This is a genomic window from Bacillus sp. FSL R9-9410, assembly GCF_038050385.1.
Lineage (GTDB): Bacteria > Bacillota > Bacilli > Bacillales > Bacillaceae_G > Bacillus_A > Bacillus_A cereus_U.
Genome location: NZ_JBBOTV010000001.1, coordinates 2,989,571 through 3,008,141 on the forward strand (window position 1 = coordinate 2,989,571; position 18,571 = coordinate 3,008,141).

The window sequence follows — 18,571 nt, forward strand, 5'->3', positions numbered from 1 at the left end:
TTATCGGTCCTCTTTTTTTAGCTGACTTAATTTCTCTTCTAATTTTTTTATTAAAGATGGATCAGCTTGTTCTAACTCATCTATCATATGGTTCACAACAAGATCTCCAAATTCACCCATTAATTCCTGTGTCATTTTCTTCGTTTGATTAGATAAAAATTCTTCCTTCGTTTGTGTAGTACGATACATACCACTTCTTTTCACGATATGCTTTTCTAAATGTGCTTTCTCTACTAATCTGTTCATAACTGTCATTACAGTATTAAAATTCACCGGGGATTCTTCACTTAATTTCTGTTGCACATCTTTAATGGTAATACCCTCAGTAGCCCAAACAATTTCCATTATTTTCGCTTCAAGCGGTCCGAAAAAGTGATTTAACCCTTGCTCATTTAACTTGTAGTTTTGAGTAAACATCGTATGGCCCCTTTCACACTACAGATTGTAGTATAAAATATATAGAAGGTCAAACATAAATGATATTAACTGATACTTAAATGAATCCTAATCTCCACTAATTAGTTATCTGTACCACGTTCGATTCATTGTAAACCTAACTTCTCTCCAAATGTATCATAGAGATAATATTCTAATATTTGCACACTAAATTTCTCATTATGCCCAAGTGCAAATAATTCCCGATCTTTAGCTACGATAGTATCTAATGGAATCACCACATTATCCACTATTTTTGTAATTTCAATTATATTACTTTCTACGTTTACTTCTGTTTTAAATTCAATATTTTCTAATACTATATGTGAACGTCTTCCTGATGCAAAAAAAGTAAAGTTAGGGTTTTTAAAAATTCCAATTTCACTCTCTAACGGATATAAATATTTATAAATTATATCTCTGTGTCCATCTTTTATTATTTTTTCATCTTTTTCATCATCTAAATATTCTTTCACCTTCGCTGCGAACTCAAATCGAAAATCCACTCTTTCACGCTCCCTCTTTTTAGTCTACGCTAATAAATATATTAATATAATTTAACTATATTATAAAATAAGTTCCTATAAAAAGTAAAAAACACTTTTGTAAAACTTTTGGTATTCCCTGTACTTTTTAAATATAAATACTCTTTCAACATTCATTAGTACGTCGTTATATTCATTTAAACATATTGTTCCCATATTTTGAAACAATATTTTCCAGTATTATATATCAATAAAGTGAAACTTTAATCAATGGGGGGTGTTCATCCCCCATTGATTATTAGCCCACACCAATCGGGCGTTTACGGGCAGCAGGGCTCCCACCTAACTGCTTTGCTCCAATCGAATTTTGAGGCGGGAGTTTACTGCCCGCAAATAGCGGGATAAACTGCTTCTAATTCCTTTCTATCCACAGCTATCGACTCCTTATGCTATTTCAATATATTGTTCACTTTATTTCCCCTTATTCATTAAATCACAGAAGGAATGTAACTCCCCACTATCGAATTTTTACATAACAAATATTATTAGGTGGTGCTTTACTATGAAATTAGCTGTCATTGGTGGCGGTGATTTACAAGATCCAAATCACTTGCATATTAATGAACGACTTATAGAATTAACGAATAAACAATACCCAAAAGTATTATTCATTCCTACAGCTAGTCGTGATGATGAAGGATATATAAAGTTATTTTTAGAAACATTTGAAAAGCAATTACATTGTGAGGTTCAAATTTTACGCATTTCAACCGAAACACCTACTAAATATGAAATAGATGAGATGATTCATTCTGCCGATTTAATTTACCTTGGCGGTGGAAATTACGTTCACATGCTTGAACAATGGAAAGAACATAAACTAGATGAAAAGTTACTATTTGCTTTAAAACGTGGAACACTTATTGCAGGATATAGTGCCGGTGCTATGTGCTGGTTCACATCTAGCATACGTTCAGATTATGAAGGTTCTGGTTATATAGAAAGTAGTGGCTGGAGTATTGTTAACAAAAGGTTTTGCCCCCATTACAATCAATTAAATAGAATGAATGCCTTCCATACGTTTTTACAAACTCACCAAGGTAATATAGAGGGCATTGCATTAGAAGATAATTGCGCTTTATATATTACAGAAGATTCATTTGAAATTATCGGTGAGCCAGATACAGCTTGGGAGTTTTATATGAATAATGGAAAACTCATTAGACAACATTTTGACATAACTTTAAAAAGTTATTTATAAGCATTCATAAAAAAATGTCCCTAAGTATAATGACTTAGGGACATTTTCATCTTTTAACTCACTAATCGTGTAATTCGTTTCTTCTGCCATGAAAGCTTATAATATGCATACTGTAATATTAAGCTGACGATGAATGCCGCTGGATATCCAATCCATATCCCTTCTATACCAAGACTCGTATGGTAAGAAAGATAATACGCCACAGGTACTTCAACAAGCCAAATTGATACAACACTGATTACAGTTGGCCATAGTACAGTACCACTTGCTCGCATTGTGGCACTAATAATTTGCGCATGACCAAAAATTAAGTAACTCCATAATGTAATCATGACTAAGCTATGAGCAATTTCAATTGTAGTTTGACTTGTCAAAAATAGTGCTAAAATATCTCTTGAGAATAAGTAAATAAGCGATATTAATACACCACCAATGATATAATTCATAATAATTCCGGCCTTAACAACTTTCTGTAATCGATCAAATTGGTTTGCACCAATTGATTGCGCTGCAAAAATTGATACGGTAATGCCGAGGCTAACTGCTGGCATTTGTACATAACTTGCAACTTGGTTCACAACACCATACGCCGCTGTTGCATCTGAACCGTACCGATTTACAAATGCGATTACCGCGATCTCTGATAATGAAACTAATATCATATTAATACTCGCTGGAATACCGAGGCGTAACAATAATTTTAATAACTCCCAGTCCATACGAAGATATTTTCTTACTGTCCCGTCTAATTGTAGTGGATGATTTTTCTTCTTTAAATACACTAGCATGACAATAAACGTAATAACTGTAGATATAACTGAAGCATAGGCTGCTCCGTAAACATCTAATTTCGGAGCTCCTAACCAGCCAAAAATAAGAATTGGTAATAAAATCATATTTAGCGCTGTACTTACGATTAAAAAGTAAAATGGCGTTTTTGAATCTCCTGTACCTCTCATAAATGTTGTGTATGCAAAATATAAAAATAATACTGGCATAGATATAAATAAAATTCTTGCGTAATGCACACTTATTCCAATAATGTTTTCTGGCGTTCCCATAAGGCGCATAATATCCATCGCAAAAATACTACCTATTATCGCCAACACGACTCCGATAATAAAAGTAAACGTAAGCGTCGTACCAACGATAGCTTTTAAACGTTCTTCATTTTTAGCACCAAATGCCTGACCAATTAAAATTGAACTACCAGAACCAATTCCAATTACAAATGAAACGAGTAGGAAAAATAACGGAAAAAATGCCGATATAGCTGCTAGATCATTTACGCCAAGCCATCTTCCTACTACTACCATTCCAAATAACTGTCCAACTGACTGTAATACATTACTTAAAAGTAACGGCACTAAAAACATGGACATCGATTTCCATATCGGCTTATGTTCCGTTTCTGACTTCTGTGACTCTACACCTTCTTTATTGTTATCTGTAGGTGGTTTCAAATTTCATTTCTCCTTTTATTTAAAATCTGCACGGTTAAATCCGTGCTCAAATAATTGTAATTACTCCAACCATTTCTATACTGTTTGCTCGTCAAAGTAATTGCCTCTTCCACTCACTATTTTCAAATTCATCATAGAACTTTAACATATTTTTCGTATCTGTAATCCTCTATCTCTTTGTATAGTTGTTTTTATTATGTGCATCTATTCATTTTCTTCTCTTCATTCTTATAACTTCACCCAATATTGGCTTCCATCAGCTGTTCTATCTAAAAAACCATATTCGATTAAATATCTTCTCAAAGTTACAAAATCCGGATATATATTTTTTAAAACTGTATTTACTTCTTTTTCAGTATACTTTTTATTACTATCAAATTTCTTCACTAAATAACGTAATATAATCAATTTACGCTTTTGCTTTTTCGGAAATTTAGAAAGCGGTCCATCCAAACCTTCTGTAAAATGCGCTGTTAAAACTTCAGCATTTTCTTCCTCTGTAATATTGTATCTATCATCCACCATCGTAGCTGTTCTATGAATCGGTACAAATTTAGTTTGAACTTTTGATTTTTCTTCTGACAATTCCATTAACGCTAAAAATACTTTCGCTTGCTTCATTTTCTCGCGCAATGTAAATCGATGATTGCGAATCGTCGATGTGCTCCCGCCATCCATTTCTTTTACAATCTCTTTATCGTTAAGTCCCATATGGAAAAACTGAACCATTTTCTTTTGCAAATCAGTTAAGCCTGTAAACTTTTTATCAAGATTTAATAAATATTCAAACATAGATGTATGCTCATTTTGAATATGCAACTGTACAAACTTCTCTGCTTCATACAAAACTTGATTTTCTTGATAAATAACCCCTTTAATAAACGTTTCTCCACAAGCTAAACAAACATACTCCTCTGCTTCCTCGTCAAATACATACCCTTTCTTCAATTCCTCTACCGATGCATCCCAAAACTTCTCTGAAATATCACTCATACTAAACACTCCTTCAAAATGTTTATTTAAAAACAAACAAATTCCAATAACGTTTATTATCACTTCATCATCTTAACATATAAAAAGTAAACATTTCAATGTTTCGTTTACCTATTTTATAAACCTTTATAAAAATGTTTGTCTACCTATAATAAAGCGCAACTTTAATCAGTAGGGGTTTTGTTCATCCCCCACTGATTAATAGCCCTTACCAATCCGGCGTTTACGGGCAGCAGGGCTCCCACCTGAATTTTGAGGTGGGAGTTTTACTGCCCACAAATAGCGGGATAAATAGGACTTATCACACCGAAAAGCGAATGTATTGTAACAAACTAATTATTATCGGATGTGAAACAAAACATGACTACTATTCAAGATCCTTCCAGCATTCAATTTTAACTATAAAAAAAGTGTTTCCATATACGGAAACACCTTTTACCTTTCATATATTTTATAAACAACCTCTACTAAAAATTTACTCGCTTGTACAAATATATGTTTTCGATTTCCATCCTCAACGAATCTATTTGAGCAACCACTAATCATCATCATCCAACTAATTATGACTATTACTTTAATGCTTTTTCTGCAAATCATTTTATGCAACTCCACTTTTGAAAAACTTCATTTGAATTTACCCCATCAAAAAAATTTTACACGAATAATGAAACGTAAAAATATGTAATGTTGCATATTTTTATGTTTCATTACAATATTGTGATTTAATTATTTTAATGACTGATATACCGAGGTGATTTACTTGAAATTTAAAGCGAAAAAAAATCCATTTCATATCATTTTAATCTCATTGTTTTTAGTTGTTTTTTTCATTTCTCTATTCTTTCAAAATGAGAATTCTATTTTTTTCACTCTCATGATGCTCTTAAATATCGTGAATCTCTCTTCTTTCTATTTTTCTCATTACAAAATAACGGAATCTGCCCTTGTTGTTAAACATGGTTTCATACTCCGTACTGAAATTCCATTTGAAAATATACGTCATATTAAATACTCTGGTAAAAAGCTTCGTTCAGAAAATTGGACAAGACAGCAAATAGAAATTCATTATAATTTATTCGACTCAGTATCATCTTTCGTACCACAAGAAGAGGAGAAATTCATTTCACTCTTAAAAGAAAACTGGCCAAATGTGAAAATAATCAATAGCACCTCAAATGAATAATTTTGTTTGAGGTGCTATTAGGATAACTATATAAGAATTGAATATTCTCCCCCCAGGCTAACTACCCAATAGTTAGTCTATTTTTTATTACATAAAGATACTACCCCTCCCTCACAAACAAACGATACGAACATACACTATTTCTAGAAAAATAAACTACTACACAAAATGAATGAAAGGTGCTTATTATGTATGAGTTAAGTTATGAAGGATTAACAGGTGAAATTATTACAAGATATGATTGTGAGTACGAGGAAGCTAGACAAGAATGGAATCGAGCTATTCAAAAGTTTCCTTTAGCTATCATTTATTGTTTTACGAAATGGGATGTTAGTAATGCGATTATTTGGGCGAGAAAAAATGAAATTTCTATTCGCATTCGTTCTAGTGGACACCATTATGAAGGATATTCTGTCGACAACAACGTCCTCGTAATTGATATAAGTAAAATGAACTGTATGCAGCTTAATGAACATAAAAATACATTAGTCATTCAAGGTGGTGTTCAAAATAAACAAATCTATGACTTTATCTCTTCAAAAGGTTATCCATTTCCAGGAGGAACTTGTCCAACTGTTGGAGTAAGTGGATACACTTTAGGCGGAGGTTGGGGTTATTCTAGTAGGTATTTCGGCCTTGGTTGCGACAATTTAATAGAGTTAGAATTAATTGACTATAAAGGTAAAATAATTACAGCTAATGAAACTTGCCATAAAGACTTATTTTGGGCTTGTCGCGGGGCAGGTGGCGGGAATTTTGGCATCGTTGTTTCGCTAACTTTTAAGCTCCCTCCAATAGTTGATAAAGTTACTTTCGTTGAACTATATTGGCCTAACGCTTCAGTAGACATCCAAAAGGAATTTCTTCACACATGGCAAAGCTGGCTAGTAAATTTAAATAGTAAAATGACCATTGGTGCGAGCATATATAGCTCTGCTGCGGAAGGACTTGCAATATATGGACGGGGTTTATATTACGGTACCCCTGAAGATGCAGCATTCATTTTACAAGATTTAATCAATATAAACGGGGTGAAGGTGAATTTACAATATATCAGTTTTTTTGAAGCAATGGACATTGTACAATCTTCATATCCACCGTATGAACAATTTAAATCTACAGGCCGGTTCGTTCATAAACAATATAACGAGGAAGAAATCGAAAAAATTATTAGTCTTATTGAAGATAGAGCTTCCGGCAGTATTTTTGCAGCTTTAAGCCTCTATCCACTTGGAGGAAAAGTTCAGGATGTAGATAAAGATGCGACCGCTTTTTATTACCGTGATGCACATTATATTATCGGCATTCAATCTATATGGGAAGATCCAATCTTTAAAAAGGATAACTCCCAATGGTTAGAAAAACGATTTGACTATATAGAATCCATAACAGAAGGCTCGTTCGTCAATTTCCCATACAGCGATTTGAAAGATTATATGAACGCTTATTACGGAACACACGCGAAAAAATTAAGAAAAATCAGTAAAAAATATGACCCTTTATGCGTATTTACTTTTCCACAAGGAATTAAAAATTAATATGCGATAAAGTGAAGGCGTTTACGGGCAGCCCGACTCCCACCTAACTTCTTTGCTCCAGCCGAATTTTGAGGTGGGAGTTTTACTGCCCGGCAAATAGCGGGATAAAAAAGCCAAGATTCTAAATTAAGAACCTTGGCCTCTTCTATTATTCTTTCGGAGCAATCATTTTTTTCGGGTCTACAATTTCATCAAATTGCTCTTCTGTTAGTAATCCTGATTGCAGTGCTGCTTCTTTTAAAGTTAATCCATCTTTATGGGCATGCTTTGCAATTTTCGCGGCATTTTCATACCCGATATGTGGGTTTAGTGCGGTTACAAGCATTAATGAACGATTTACATTTTCATTAATTACTTCTTCATCTGCTTCAATACCAACTGCACATTTATCATTAAATGAAACGGTTGCATCAGCTAATAAGTGAGCAGATTGCAGGAAGTTGTAAGCGATAACTGGTTTGAATACGTTTAGCTCAAAATTACCTTGGCTCGCAGCAAATCCAATTGTTGTGTCATTCCCCATAACTTGTGCTACAACCATTGTTAGCGCTTCGCTTTGCGTTGGATTTACTTTCCCTGGCATAATAGAGCTTCCTGGTTCATTTGCAGGAATAATAATTTCCCCAAGACCACTACGCGGACCACTTGCAAGCCAACGCACATCGTTAGCAATCTTCATTAAATCGGCAGCTAATGCTTTTAATGCTCCGTGTGCAAATACAACTTCATCATGGCTCGTTAACGCATGGAATTTATTTGGTGCAGAAACAAATTGTTTACCTGTAAACAGACTAATTTCTTCTGCTACCATCTCACCAAATTTAGGGTGCGCATTAATTCCAGTGCCAACCGCAGTACCACCAATTGCTAATTCTTTCATATATGTATTGCTATCTGCAATCATACGCTCTGTTTTTTCAAGCATACGGTGCCATCCACTAATTTCTTGTCCTAACGTTAAAGGTGTTGCATCTTGTAAATGCGTACGGCCGATTTTAATAATATGTTCAAATGCAGTTACTTTTTCTGCTAATGTTTCTTTTAGTTTTGTAATAGCTGGCAATACATGATTTTCTACCGCAATTACACACGCTACATGAAGTGCTGTTGGGAACGTATCATTTGAACTTTGAGACATGTTCACGTCATCATTCGGATGAATATGTACGTCAGATCCCTTTTCTTTCAAAATTTGATTACCACGGTTTGCAATTACTTCATTTACATTCATATTCGATTGTGTACCACTACCTGTTTGCCATACGACAAGTGGAAAATGTTCATTCCATTTTTCTGCGATAACTTCATCAGCAGCTTCCGCAATTGCTTGTGCTTTTTCTTCTGATAACTTCCCTAATTTTTGATTGCTAATCGCTGCACTCTTCTTTAAAATCGCAAATGCTTTTACAATTTCAAGCGGCATATGCTCTGTTCCAATCGAAAAATTTTCCTTACTACGCTGTGTTTGTGCTGCCCATAATTTATCAGCTGGAACTTTCATTTCTCCTAATGTATCTCTTTCAATTCTGTACTCCATTTTTTCATCCCCTTGAAAATAAAATACCTACATCTTTTATTTTAACAGACTTTCCATCAAATGATAAGAATTCTCATTGATACATATAAAAAAAATTACCTTCCGCCACCGCAGAAGGTAATTTTTTTATGATGCTTGCTTTCCTTTATCCGCATCATCTACATACCAAATGAACTTGCCTGTATATCCATAAATAACTGCTAAAATGAGTGATACGAAGCTTAGCCACATAAATGGAACGTATGATAATGTTGATACACCTAAAATACCAGCCATAAAAATACCATTATCAGACCATGGAACCATACCAGAAGTTAACGTTCCACCTACTTCTGAGTTACGCGCTAATACACGGCGATCTATTTTTAATTTATCATAGCTATCTTCCATAATTTTCGGTGTTAAAATAAGTGATACGTACATCGCACAACCAAATACATTAGCTAAGAATGCCACGATTAATGTAGACAATGTTACATTACCTGCAGAATTTAATTTCTTCTCAAATTTTGATACGATTACTTTTAAAACACCTAGCTTTTCAAGTAATCCACCAAAACCTAAGCCAAAAATAATAACGGCTACTGAACTAAGCATACCGTTAATTCCACCACGGTTTAATAACTTATCGACAAACTCGACACCAGATTGAATTGAGAATCCGTTATATGCTGTTCCAATTGCCTCTCCAAAGTGCATTCCTTGGAAAAGTGTTGCCCAAATTGCACCAATTAAAGCTCCCATAGCAATTGTTGGCATAGATGGTTTCTTCATCGCCAATAGCACAATAACAATTACCGCTGGAACAAGCATCCATATTTTAATATCAAAGTGCTTTAATAAAGCTTCTTTTAAAAACTCTACTCTATTTAAATCTACATTATCCCCGCCATACATCCATCCAGCAACAGTAAACATAATGCCGGTAATAATATAAGCTGGAACGTCTAATACGAGCATAGCTCGAACGTGAGCAATAACATCTACTTTCGCCATAGACGCTGCAAGAACTGTGCTATCAGAAAGTGGTGATAATTTATCTCCAAAATAAGCTCCTGAAAGAACTGCACCCGCAACAAGCGGAAGTGGTAATCCAAGCCCTTCACCTATCGCCATCATAGCAATACCTGCAGTTCCAACTGTTCCCCATGATGTTCCTGTCGCGATAGAAGTGATTGAACAAATAATTAAAGTTGCCAATAAGAATATGCTAGGGTGAATGAATTCTAATCCATAATAAATTAATGTAGGTACAACCCCACCAGCAATCCACGTTCCAATTAAAGCCCCAACTGCAACTAAAATAAGAATTGCTTCTAATCCATTAGAAATCCCTTTCGTAATTGCATCTTGCAATTCTTGATAACGAAATCCTAATCTTAATCCAAGCGCAATAACTAAAAACCATGAAATAAATAGCGCTAATTGAATTGGGAGATCAAAAATCGTTTGGAAGGAAAAGACGACAGCAAGAAATAGGCATAAAAGAATAATAATTTCTAGCATCGATGGTAATCTTACACTTTTCATTTTTTTCTCTCCTTACAAGTCGATAACATGATGTATGTCGTCTTACGTGTATGTAGTATACAATTAGCGAAGACAAAACAAAATTTTCATATTATTTCGATTTATTTTTTCAGTATAATATATTCACAACCCTTTCTATTGTAAAAGTAGATTGCGCTTTTCGCAATGAAAAATATAAAAAATGTTGTATTTTTATTTATTTAGATAAAAGCACCTAATGAAATAAAACTTTAATCAATGAGGGTTTTATCCATCCCCACTAATTATTAACCCATAATAACCTTTTTAATATTTGCCTCAACAAAACTTTTTACTACCGCTTTCACCTCATATGTAATAATATATTTCCACATAAAAAAAGAGCACACATCATTTAATCGATGCATGCCCCTCTTTTATTTATACATATTTTGTATCTCTTCTTTATTTTTAAGTATTTCCGAAAACTTATCGCTACAACCTTTCGGAAATAAAACTCCTAGTCCATATGAATGCCCAAACTGAAAATGAGGGTGTTTCACCTTGACCTCATCCCAAAACTTATACACACCGAAATCACCGTTTTTAACTTCAATATCATGAAATAATACAATACCGTTTTTCGCAACTTTAGGTAACCATGTTTTATAATCATGAGAAACAGCTTCATACGTATGATAGCCATCAATATGCAAAAGATTTATCGTTTCATCTTGAAACTGATCCAGAGCCTCATCAAAAGTAGATCGAATTAGATTTCCTATATTAGGGTAACAAATATTCACAACTTTTTCTACTATATGAAAAATCCCTTCTCCATATGAACCTGTATGCCCGTCTCCAGCCCAAGTATCTACTGCAAAACATTTAGTCGATAATCCTCCATCTTTTACCCCCTGGCAAAAACTAAAAAAGGAAGCACCTAAATGTGTGCCTAGCTCAACTAAAGTTCCTGGCTTTTCAAATCGTACTAAATCATATGCGAAATCCAAATGCCCGCTCCAAGCAGATTGCGATCGAATAATATGGCTAAAATTATCAAATTCAAATGATGGTTTATGAGTAACCCAATTCATCTCATATCTCCTTATACGCATATTTTTAACAAACCAAATTACTCTTATCTTTATTTTTTGGGCGTCGCGATTATGATTATATTTCACAAAAAGATGAAGAATTACCCCATTCTTATTGGGGTAAAGCATCATATACATATGGATTTGCTGGCTTCTTAATCTTCTCTACTTTACTTATTTTCACAAGTGGAAATAGCATTCCTTAGAACCAGAAGCATTGAAAAACTTGGATGAACGATATGGAGATCAAATAACTGAACTTGTATTTATCGGCATCGATATGAATCGTTCTATTAACAGAAAAAGAAATGAAACAAGATTGAAATACATTTGTTGATCCTATTCCGGCTTTTACTTTCACTTCATAATAAAAAGGCTTCCGTAGCATGGAGCCTTTTTCACTTTGTAGTACTCTTATTTAACATATTTGCTTTAATAAGAAACACAATTGTACCTAAAACAATTAAGATAGCATATACGATACCAACTACATCACCTATTTTTTCTAAGCCAAACGGTAATAGTATAGTAGCAACTCCGACTATATAGGAAAACACACCTGAAAGCTTCGCTAATTTATTTTTATCTCCAACAAACGTTTCTTCCTGATAGCCTGCCAACAAAAACAATCTCTTTTTCACATGTATTTGATACCCTAAAAAAATGATAAGTAATCCAACAAATAAACAAACCAAAAATCCTGCTAGCATATAACTCCCCCCTACGATATTTTACTATACACAAAAAAGATGATCGTTCTTAATAAAATGAAACTTTAATCAGTAGGGGTTTTTCCATCCTCCACTGATTATTAGCCCTCACCAATTGGACTTTTACGAGCAGCACGACTCCCACCTAACTTCCTCGCATTCGCCGAATTTCAAGGTGGGAGTCTTACTGCCCGCTAATGCGGGATAAACAATTTTATTTTTAATTAGAAATTTCAGTTTATTGATATTCCATTCTGTGATATATTGCATATTGTATCCAATATATTTTTTTAAAAAGGAGGACTTATATATTTTATGGATTCAAATCGTTTAAAAGGAATTATTATGGTTGTAATCGGTGCTTGTTTATGGGGCTTATCCGGAACAGCTGCGCAACAACTTTTTCAATATGAAAACGTTTCTACTGAATGGTTAGTTACAATCCGTTTGCTTATATCCGGTGCTATTTTGCTCATTATGTCATCATTCGGAGCGAACAAAAAAGAAATATTTGGAATTTGGAAACAAAAGTCTGATGCAAATAAGATAATTTTGTTCGGTCTTTTAGGCATGCTTGCTGTACAGTACACGTACTTCGCTTCTATTAAAGAAGGAAACGCTGCTGTTGCAACTTTGTTACAATATTTAGCCCCTATATTTATCACTGTATACTTACTTTTCAAATGGAGCGTTCGTCCATCAAAAATTGATTATATTTCAATTACCCTCTCATTAATAGGGACTTTTCTCCTATTAACAAACGGTTCTGTTCATAACTTAGCTGTATCTACACCTGCTATCATTTGGGGCATTTTATCTGGACTATCTCTTGCATTTTATAGTTTGTATTCAAAAGAATTGTTAGAAAAGTGGTCTTCATCCGTTATCGTTGGATGGGGGATGATCATTGGGGGGATTGGCGTAACGATTTTACACTTTATTTCCACAAACGAATTCATTTTATTATCAACTATGAAATATGTAAAACTAAGTACCCTCCCGCTCATTACATTTGTCGTCATTTTCGGGACACTCATCGCATTTTATTTATACTTAGATAGCATAAGATACCTTACGCCTAAAGAAACAACATTATTTGGCTGTACAGAACCACTCGCAGCTATTATTTCTTCTGTGCTTATTTTGCACGTACCGTTTCAATCTTTTCAGTTATTAGGTGCTTTTTGTGTAATTGTAATGGTGCTCATATTAAGCCAAAAACCGGATAAAGGAAAACCAAAATTAAAGCTTGTTAATACGAAAAAGAAACATATACAATGAAAGGATTGAATTCACTATGCCTGTCCCTCCAAATTATAAAAAACCAGGAAGAGTTTCAGCAAAGTCACTCGTTTTAAATCAACTGCAAGATTGGATTATAGAAGGTGTTTTACGACCTGATGAGAAAATAAATGATGGGGAATTGGCAGAAGCACTAGGAGTAAGCAGAACACCTGTTAGAGAAGCTTTACAAATTTTAGAGCTTTCTGGATTAGTTGAAATGGTACCTGGGCAAAAAACGAAAATCGCGCCTATTAAGTTAGACGACGTATCTATCATTTATGAGACGATAGCTGGTCTTCACTCAATTATAGGAAAGCAAGCACTTCAAAAAGTTACAGACGCTGATATTAAACTACTTTCCGAGATAAATGATGCTTTTCAACAATCTACACATGAAAAAGATTCAAAAAAAGCTTTAGAACTAGATATACGATTTCACAATACAATTACTTCTATTGCTAAAAACCGATATATTGAACCTTTTCTAGAAAATATGCAACTTCACATTTTACGCCTTGAATATTTATTTTTCCAAAACTTCGTGCCTGCAAGTCAATCTATTAAAGAACATCACTCTATAATTCAAGCACTACAAAAACAGGATGAAAAACGAATGGAACAAATGATGTCTCAAAACTGGCTCCGTCCAATGAAAGAAATACAAAAAATAATTTCTATGAAATAATAAAGCTGGTTACACAAAAGTGTAACCAGCTCCTTCTTTAATAATCTATATGCTATGCCTGAATATTTGCGTAATCTTCAATATGCTCGTACTCTTTTTCCAATTCCTCTAAAGACAGCTCGTATAATTGTCGGTCGCGAATCTTAAACACCCCTGCTCCAATTAACTCATCAATTAAATGTCTCTTACGATTTTCAACAGCAAAACGGAGTTGACTACTCATCTTTTAAAAAACTCCTTTCTACGATCATTGAAAATGATAATCTTTATCAATTACCACTTTTGATTATAAAAGATGATTCTTAATAAGTAAAGTAATCTTATGAAATATTTACCTTACAAAGTATTTGTGGCCACATTATATATATGTATGCCACGCGAAAAATGTTATGACACTTTTTCATACCCTTTTTCTTTCATACTTTGCAAGTTGTCTCATTATGGTTAAATTCACCTTCTATTTCAACTTGAATGGTGACATGTTCTACATGAAATTTCCCCTTTAATACATCCGTTGCTTCTTTCAATACGCTTTGCGTTTCATTACCTTCGATAATAAGATGACAAGTTAATACTTGAAAATCTGATGTTACAGACCATATATGTAAATCATGAACTTCTTTTACAATAGTAATATTTAATAATGTATTTTTCACCTCTTGAGCATCTATGTGCTGCGGTGCACCTTCCATTAATATATGAACTGTATCACGTGTTACACGCCATCCACTTATAATGACTAAAATAGACACAAGAATACTAGCAACCGCATCTGCAGCAGTCCATCCAAAAAATTTAATAAGTAACGCAGCAATAATCGCTCCAACTGAACCTAATAAATCGCCTAGTACATGTAAGAACGCACTTCTTAAATTTAAATTACCTTTCACATCTCCGCCTCTCATTAATATCCAAGCTGATACAATATTAATAAGCAGACCAAGCACAGCAATAATGAGCATTCCATTACTAGCGATTTCAACTGGTTCCTTAAAACGACGAATTGCTTCAATAAAAATATATACTGAAACGACAATAAGAACGACACCATTACATAATGCCGCTAACATTTCGACTCGCTTATACCCATATGTTTTCGCGGCCGTTTCCGTTTTTTCCCCAAGCTTGAACGCAAGTAAACTTAAAGCGAGAGATACTGCATCACTTAACATATGCCCTGCGTCAGACAATAGTGCTAAGCTATTTGTTACAAATCCGCCAATAACTTCAGCAATCATAAAGCTTGTTGTTAATAAGAAGGCAATTAATAACGCCTTTTTATTTTTTGAATGACCGTGATCATGTGAGTGTCCCATACAAATGCTCCTTTAAGTGTAATATCTGTATGTTAGTATGAAACACATTCCCTATCTTTATCCCCCATTAACGCCCGATAGTGAATGCTACTAATCCGTAGAAGATGAACAATACCCCACTGATTAAAGTTTCACTTTATCCCGCTTCCTCTGTATACAAACTTCGCTACTTTTCAAACAAGTCCTTTTTCTCAACTAAAAACAAGACTACTTCTTTTTTATTTTCATATTGTTTACTAATGAAAGAATTTTTAAGGGGGTTACAAAATTGAAACGACTATTTCTCTGCATGGAGCGTGAACTTGTTGTAGTAAAAGAACAATATGGTAACTATGAAACCACATATCATTTACAAAATATGCAACCTACCTGTATTGTGGTTGATCCATTCCAAACAAATCGTGTTTATTGCGGCACATTTGGACGAGGTTTATGGCTAAGTGACGATGGCGGGGATTCGTGGAGACCAATTGGAGATTCATATCGTTACTTTGATTTCCCTAAAGAGGATGGTATTTTACATTCTTCGATTACTTCCATTACGATAAGCCCTAATGAACAAATTAACGGATATGGTGTCGTTTATGTAGGTACAGAGCCTAGTGCTTTATTCCGTTCAGAAAATGGTGGTGAAACGTGGACTGAACTTAAAAATATGAAATCATTATTATCTTCTTATACGTGGGCTTTTCCGCCTAGACCTTTCACCCATCACGTTCGCTGGATTACAGTTGATCCAAACACTCCAAATACAATCCATGTTTCAATTGAAGCTGGTGCTGTTATTCAAAGTAATGATAGAGGGCATACTTGGATTGATAAAAAATTCGGTGCTCCTATTGATGCTCATCAACTGCTTATGCACCCTGAAGCTCCAAATCGCCTTTATGCATCATGTGGTGACGGATTTATGGGCGGACCTGATCGCGCATACCTTGAAAGTTATAATAGCGGAAACAGCTGGATCTCATGCAGTGAAGGACTTGAACATCATTATTTATACAGCATGGCTATCGATCCGGCTGATTGCGATACAATTCTCGTTTCTGCCGCACCAAGTGCCGACCTTGCTCATCACCGTATTCCTTATGAATCTTATATTTATCGGAAAACGAAAGATACTCCGTTCGAGCAAGTGCAGCAAGGACTACCATCTGCAATTGGTACAGTCATTTCGATGTTTGCTACAAATCCAGCAGAACCACATACGTTTTATACTTTAAATAATAATGGCGTCTTTCAATCCAATGATAGCGGCGAATCGTGGGAACAACTAAATATTCCGTGGAAAGATGAATATAAAACGCAGCATCCGCATGCGTTACTCGTTACTAATTCTTAACGAAAAAGAGACTGCCTAATGTTTTTAGGCAGTCTCTCTTTTATTTCTTTAAATCAATTACAATATCATCTAGAACAATATCTTTACTCTTCGCTTCTTTTTTCGGCACTTCAATTTTCTTCTCTTTTCCATTCACATATTCCACTCCACCATGATTTTCAGGTGTATGAACTCGCAAGTGTACACGAGGTGTAACGATAAGCTTTGTTGCATTTTCGTTCAACTTTTGGAATGTAGCACTCCATCGAATATTGTAAGGATCGTTGCCACTTCCCCCATTTCCTTCACCCGAATAATCATTCCCTAAATCATCCTTAACCGTCAATTCAACATCTACACTATCCCATTCTTTCCTCGCACCCTTAGAAACTTCTTGATTATAATAAAGAATAAATGAAACCGGCGACATTGCTACCTTTTCCATATTTGCTTTTATACCTTCCTTTTCCGAACTCCCACTAATTGTTCTCTCTTTACTATCCACTGATTTTACAGTTAACGCGAAATTCCAATTACCTTGTATTGATTTTTTCCTATCTGGCATCTCTATTCCCTCTATATTCCATCTAAAGTTTACTTTGTCCTTTTTATTACTATCATGGTGCGTCGTTGTTACCATACCTACATACTTTTTTTCAGTAACTTTAGTCATTTTCCCACTTCCTGAACTACCATGAGCGTCCATTATATCCAATCCGCCTAATATGATAGGATCATCTCCTAAGTCTTGCTCACTTTCCAGTGAATACGTTATAGATAATGTTCTGCCATCAGAAATTACATCATTAATTGTAACCTTAACCCCATTACTCTCTCTCGTCATATTCAATTCAGTCGAAAACTCTTTATAGTTTTCATATAATCCTGTTCTACCGTTATCTAAAAAGCGGAATATGTCACCTACAATTGGCAATCCCCCAGCATATGTAGGAAACCCAATACCAAGCGTTGCAACTGATAACCCTACTAAAATAGATGCAGCAGCGACACCCTTTTTCCAACTTTTCATCTTTTTCTTCATACGTATCGATTGTTTTACATTACGTTTTACTTTTTCTTTTTCAATTTCAGAAGCCTCAATTTCCTCAAGTTCTTTTTCATCTATATCAATGTCATTTAATAGTTCATAAATGTCTTTCATATTGCACTACCTCCAAAACTAATATTCGTAGCATTTTGTTGTAGTTTCTTTTTTCCCCGGTACACACGATTATCGATCGCTGCTCGAGTTAATCCTAACTTGTCACCGATTTCCTCTGTCTTCATACCGAGAAGATATTTCATAATGAACACCTTTTGATCTAACGGTTCTAATTGATTAATAAGCTTCAATAACTCTTCCCTATCTTCCATAACGATTAATTCATCTTCTGCCGATTTTTCTGTACTAATATGAAACTCATCTGAAATAATTTCTACTGTTCTAGTCGCTTTCCGGTAATAATCAATCGCCTTAAACTTTGCAATCGCTGCAATCCATTTTTTAAAATCATTCGGCTCTCCATGAAATTTCTTTGCATTATTCCAAATGGAAAGAAATATATCGTTTACACATTCCTCTATGAGTCCATCATTTTGAACTGGAAGAAGAACTTTGTGCGTGATTCCTTTTATGAGTGGTAAGTATGCATCGACAACAAATTCTAGCGCATCTTCCTTCTGCCGCTGTAATCTTTTTATAAAATTTTTCTCATTTGATTTCATGTAGCGATTCCCCTTATTTTTTTGTAAAAGCTTTTACACCCTATATAACG

Annotated in this window: 19 protein-coding genes and 2 pseudogenes; 7 read left to right on the forward strand and 14 right to left on the reverse strand. The window is 34.4% G+C overall.

Going from position 1 to position 18,571, the window contains the following annotated elements; all coding sequences use genetic code 11:
* Both MKX77_RS15495 and MKX77_RS15500 read right to left on the reverse strand, forming a co-directional pair.
* The gene (locus MKX77_RS15495) at positions 1 to 417 is read right to left on the reverse strand and encodes a BlaI/MecI/CopY family transcriptional regulator (RefSeq protein ID WP_078175715.1); all 417 of its coding nucleotides are present in this window, start codon (positions 415 to 417) and stop codon (positions 1 to 3) included.
* A gap of 125 nt (positions 418 to 542) precedes the next feature.
* Positions 543 to 941: a DUF3942 family protein gene (locus MKX77_RS15500; RefSeq protein ID WP_341307157.1), complete on the reverse strand. Its 399-nt coding sequence runs from the start codon at positions 939 to 941 to the stop codon at positions 543 to 545.
* Positions 942 to 1,482: 541 nt separating this feature from the next.
* On the opposite strand from MKX77_RS15500, the gene MKX77_RS15505 reads away from it, so the two are divergent.
* On the forward strand, positions 1,483 to 2,181 hold the full coding sequence (locus MKX77_RS15505) for a peptidase E (RefSeq protein ID WP_341307158.1): 699 nt from the start codon (positions 1,483 to 1,485) through the stop codon (positions 2,179 to 2,181).
* A 53-nt stretch (positions 2,182 to 2,234) separates the two neighbouring features.
* Here MKX77_RS15505 and MKX77_RS15510 read toward each other — a convergent pair whose 3' ends face one another.
* From MKX77_RS15510 to MKX77_RS15520, 3 genes are all read right to left on the reverse strand, one after another.
* Positions 2,235 to 3,644, reverse strand: coding sequence for an MATE family efflux transporter (locus MKX77_RS15510; RefSeq protein ID WP_341307159.1), 1,410 nt, complete (start codon positions 3,642 to 3,644; stop codon positions 2,235 to 2,237).
* A gap of 228 nt (positions 3,645 to 3,872) precedes the next feature.
* The gene (locus tag MKX77_RS15515) at positions 3,873 to 4,637 is read right to left on the reverse strand and encodes a DUF2087 domain-containing protein (RefSeq protein ID WP_341307160.1); all 765 of its coding nucleotides are present in this window, start codon (positions 4,635 to 4,637) and stop codon (positions 3,873 to 3,875) included.
* A 435-nt stretch (positions 4,638 to 5,072) separates the two neighbouring features.
* On the reverse strand, positions 5,073 to 5,234 hold the full coding sequence (locus tag MKX77_RS15520) for a hypothetical protein (RefSeq protein WP_341307161.1): 162 nt from the start codon (positions 5,232 to 5,234) through the stop codon (positions 5,073 to 5,075).
* 163 nt (positions 5,235 to 5,397) lie between these two features.
* On the opposite strand from MKX77_RS15520, the gene MKX77_RS15525 reads away from it, so the two are divergent.
* Both MKX77_RS15525 and MKX77_RS15530 read left to right on the forward strand, forming a co-directional pair.
* A complete protein-coding gene (locus MKX77_RS15525; RefSeq protein WP_341307162.1) occupies positions 5,398 to 5,820 on the forward strand; it encodes a PH domain-containing protein in 423 nt (140 codons plus the stop codon).
* Between the two features lie 188 nt (positions 5,821 to 6,008).
* Positions 6,009 to 7,358 carry an FAD-dependent oxidoreductase gene (locus MKX77_RS15530; RefSeq protein WP_341307163.1) on the forward strand — a complete coding sequence of 450 codons (1,350 nt, stop codon included), beginning with the start codon at positions 6,009 to 6,011 and terminating at the stop codon, positions 7,356 to 7,358.
* Positions 7,359 to 7,506: 148 nt separating this feature from the next.
* Here the strand turns inward: MKX77_RS15530 and fumC are convergent, their stop codons facing one another.
* The 4 genes and pseudogenes from fumC to MKX77_RS15550 form a co-directional block, all read right to left on the reverse strand.
* Positions 7,507 to 8,895: a class II fumarate hydratase gene (fumC, locus tag MKX77_RS15535; protein WP_341307164.1), complete on the reverse strand. Its 1,389-nt coding sequence runs from the start codon at positions 8,893 to 8,895 to the stop codon at positions 7,507 to 7,509.
* A 126-nt stretch (positions 8,896 to 9,021) separates the two neighbouring features.
* Positions 9,022 to 10,425, reverse strand: coding sequence for a Na+/H+ antiporter NhaC (nhaC, locus tag MKX77_RS15540; RefSeq protein ID WP_341307165.1), 1,404 nt, complete (start codon positions 10,423 to 10,425; stop codon positions 9,022 to 9,024).
* Between the two features lie 395 nt (positions 10,426 to 10,820).
* The gene (locus tag MKX77_RS15545) at positions 10,821 to 11,480 is read right to left on the reverse strand and encodes a class I SAM-dependent methyltransferase (RefSeq protein WP_341307166.1); all 660 of its coding nucleotides are present in this window, start codon (positions 11,478 to 11,480) and stop codon (positions 10,821 to 10,823) included.
* Positions 11,481 to 11,592: 112 nt separating this feature from the next.
* A pseudogene (locus MKX77_RS15550) lies at positions 11,593 to 11,682 on the reverse strand (TIGR03943 family putative permease subunit); the annotation flags it as partial.
* A 3-nt stretch (positions 11,683 to 11,685) separates the two neighbouring features.
* Between MKX77_RS15550 and MKX77_RS15555 the strand changes: the two are divergent.
* Positions 11,686 to 11,803 (forward strand): annotated as a pseudogene (locus MKX77_RS15555) (GTP-binding protein); the annotation flags it as partial.
* Between the two features lie 75 nt (positions 11,804 to 11,878).
* On the opposite strand, the gene MKX77_RS15560 reads toward MKX77_RS15555, so the two are convergent.
* Positions 11,879 to 12,190 (reverse strand): DUF3784 domain-containing protein, encoded by a 312-nt coding sequence (locus tag MKX77_RS15560; RefSeq protein ID WP_002064702.1) that lies wholly within the window; start codon positions 12,188 to 12,190, stop codon positions 11,879 to 11,881.
* A gap of 315 nt (positions 12,191 to 12,505) precedes the next feature.
* On the opposite strand from MKX77_RS15560, the gene MKX77_RS15565 reads away from it, so the two are divergent.
* Both MKX77_RS15565 and MKX77_RS15570 read left to right on the forward strand, forming a co-directional pair.
* Entirely contained in the window at positions 12,506 to 13,471 is a 966-nt protein-coding gene (locus MKX77_RS15565) for a DMT family transporter (protein WP_341307167.1), read from the forward strand.
* 16 nt (positions 13,472 to 13,487) lie between these two features.
* The gene (locus MKX77_RS15570) at positions 13,488 to 14,159 is read left to right on the forward strand and encodes a GntR family transcriptional regulator (protein ID WP_341307168.1); all 672 of its coding nucleotides are present in this window, start codon (positions 13,488 to 13,490) and stop codon (positions 14,157 to 14,159) included.
* 52 nt (positions 14,160 to 14,211) lie between these two features.
* On the opposite strand, the gene fbpA is transcribed toward MKX77_RS15570, so the two are convergent.
* Together fbpA and MKX77_RS15580 are read right to left on the reverse strand one after the other, a co-directional pair.
* A complete protein-coding gene (gene fbpA, locus MKX77_RS15575) occupies positions 14,212 to 14,382 on the reverse strand; it encodes a Fur-regulated basic protein FbpA (protein ID WP_002012091.1) in 171 nt (56 codons plus the stop codon).
* 193 nt (positions 14,383 to 14,575) lie between these two features.
* Positions 14,576 to 15,475 carry a cation diffusion facilitator family transporter gene (locus MKX77_RS15580; RefSeq protein ID WP_341307169.1) on the reverse strand — a complete coding sequence of 300 codons (900 nt, stop codon included), beginning with the start codon at positions 15,473 to 15,475 and terminating at the stop codon, positions 14,576 to 14,578.
* Positions 15,476 to 15,743: 268 nt separating this feature from the next.
* On the opposite strand from MKX77_RS15580, the gene MKX77_RS15585 reads away from it, so the two are divergent.
* Positions 15,744 to 16,817, forward strand: a complete 1,074-nt coding sequence (locus MKX77_RS15585) for a glycosyl hydrolase (RefSeq protein WP_341307170.1) — start codon at positions 15,744 to 15,746, stop codon at positions 16,815 to 16,817.
* A 40-nt stretch (positions 16,818 to 16,857) separates the two neighbouring features.
* On the opposite strand, the gene MKX77_RS15590 is transcribed toward MKX77_RS15585, so the two are convergent.
* Positions 16,858 to 17,958, reverse strand: coding sequence for a DUF4179 domain-containing protein (locus MKX77_RS15590; protein ID WP_341307171.1), 1,101 nt, complete (start codon positions 17,956 to 17,958; stop codon positions 16,858 to 16,860).
* Positions 17,955 to 18,521: a sigma-70 family RNA polymerase sigma factor gene (locus MKX77_RS15595; protein WP_341307172.1), complete on the reverse strand. Its 567-nt coding sequence runs from the start codon at positions 18,519 to 18,521 to the stop codon at positions 17,955 to 17,957. Before MKX77_RS15595 ends, MKX77_RS15590 begins: the two co-directional genes overlap by 4 nt.
* Between the last annotated feature and the right edge of the window lie 50 nt (positions 18,522 to 18,571).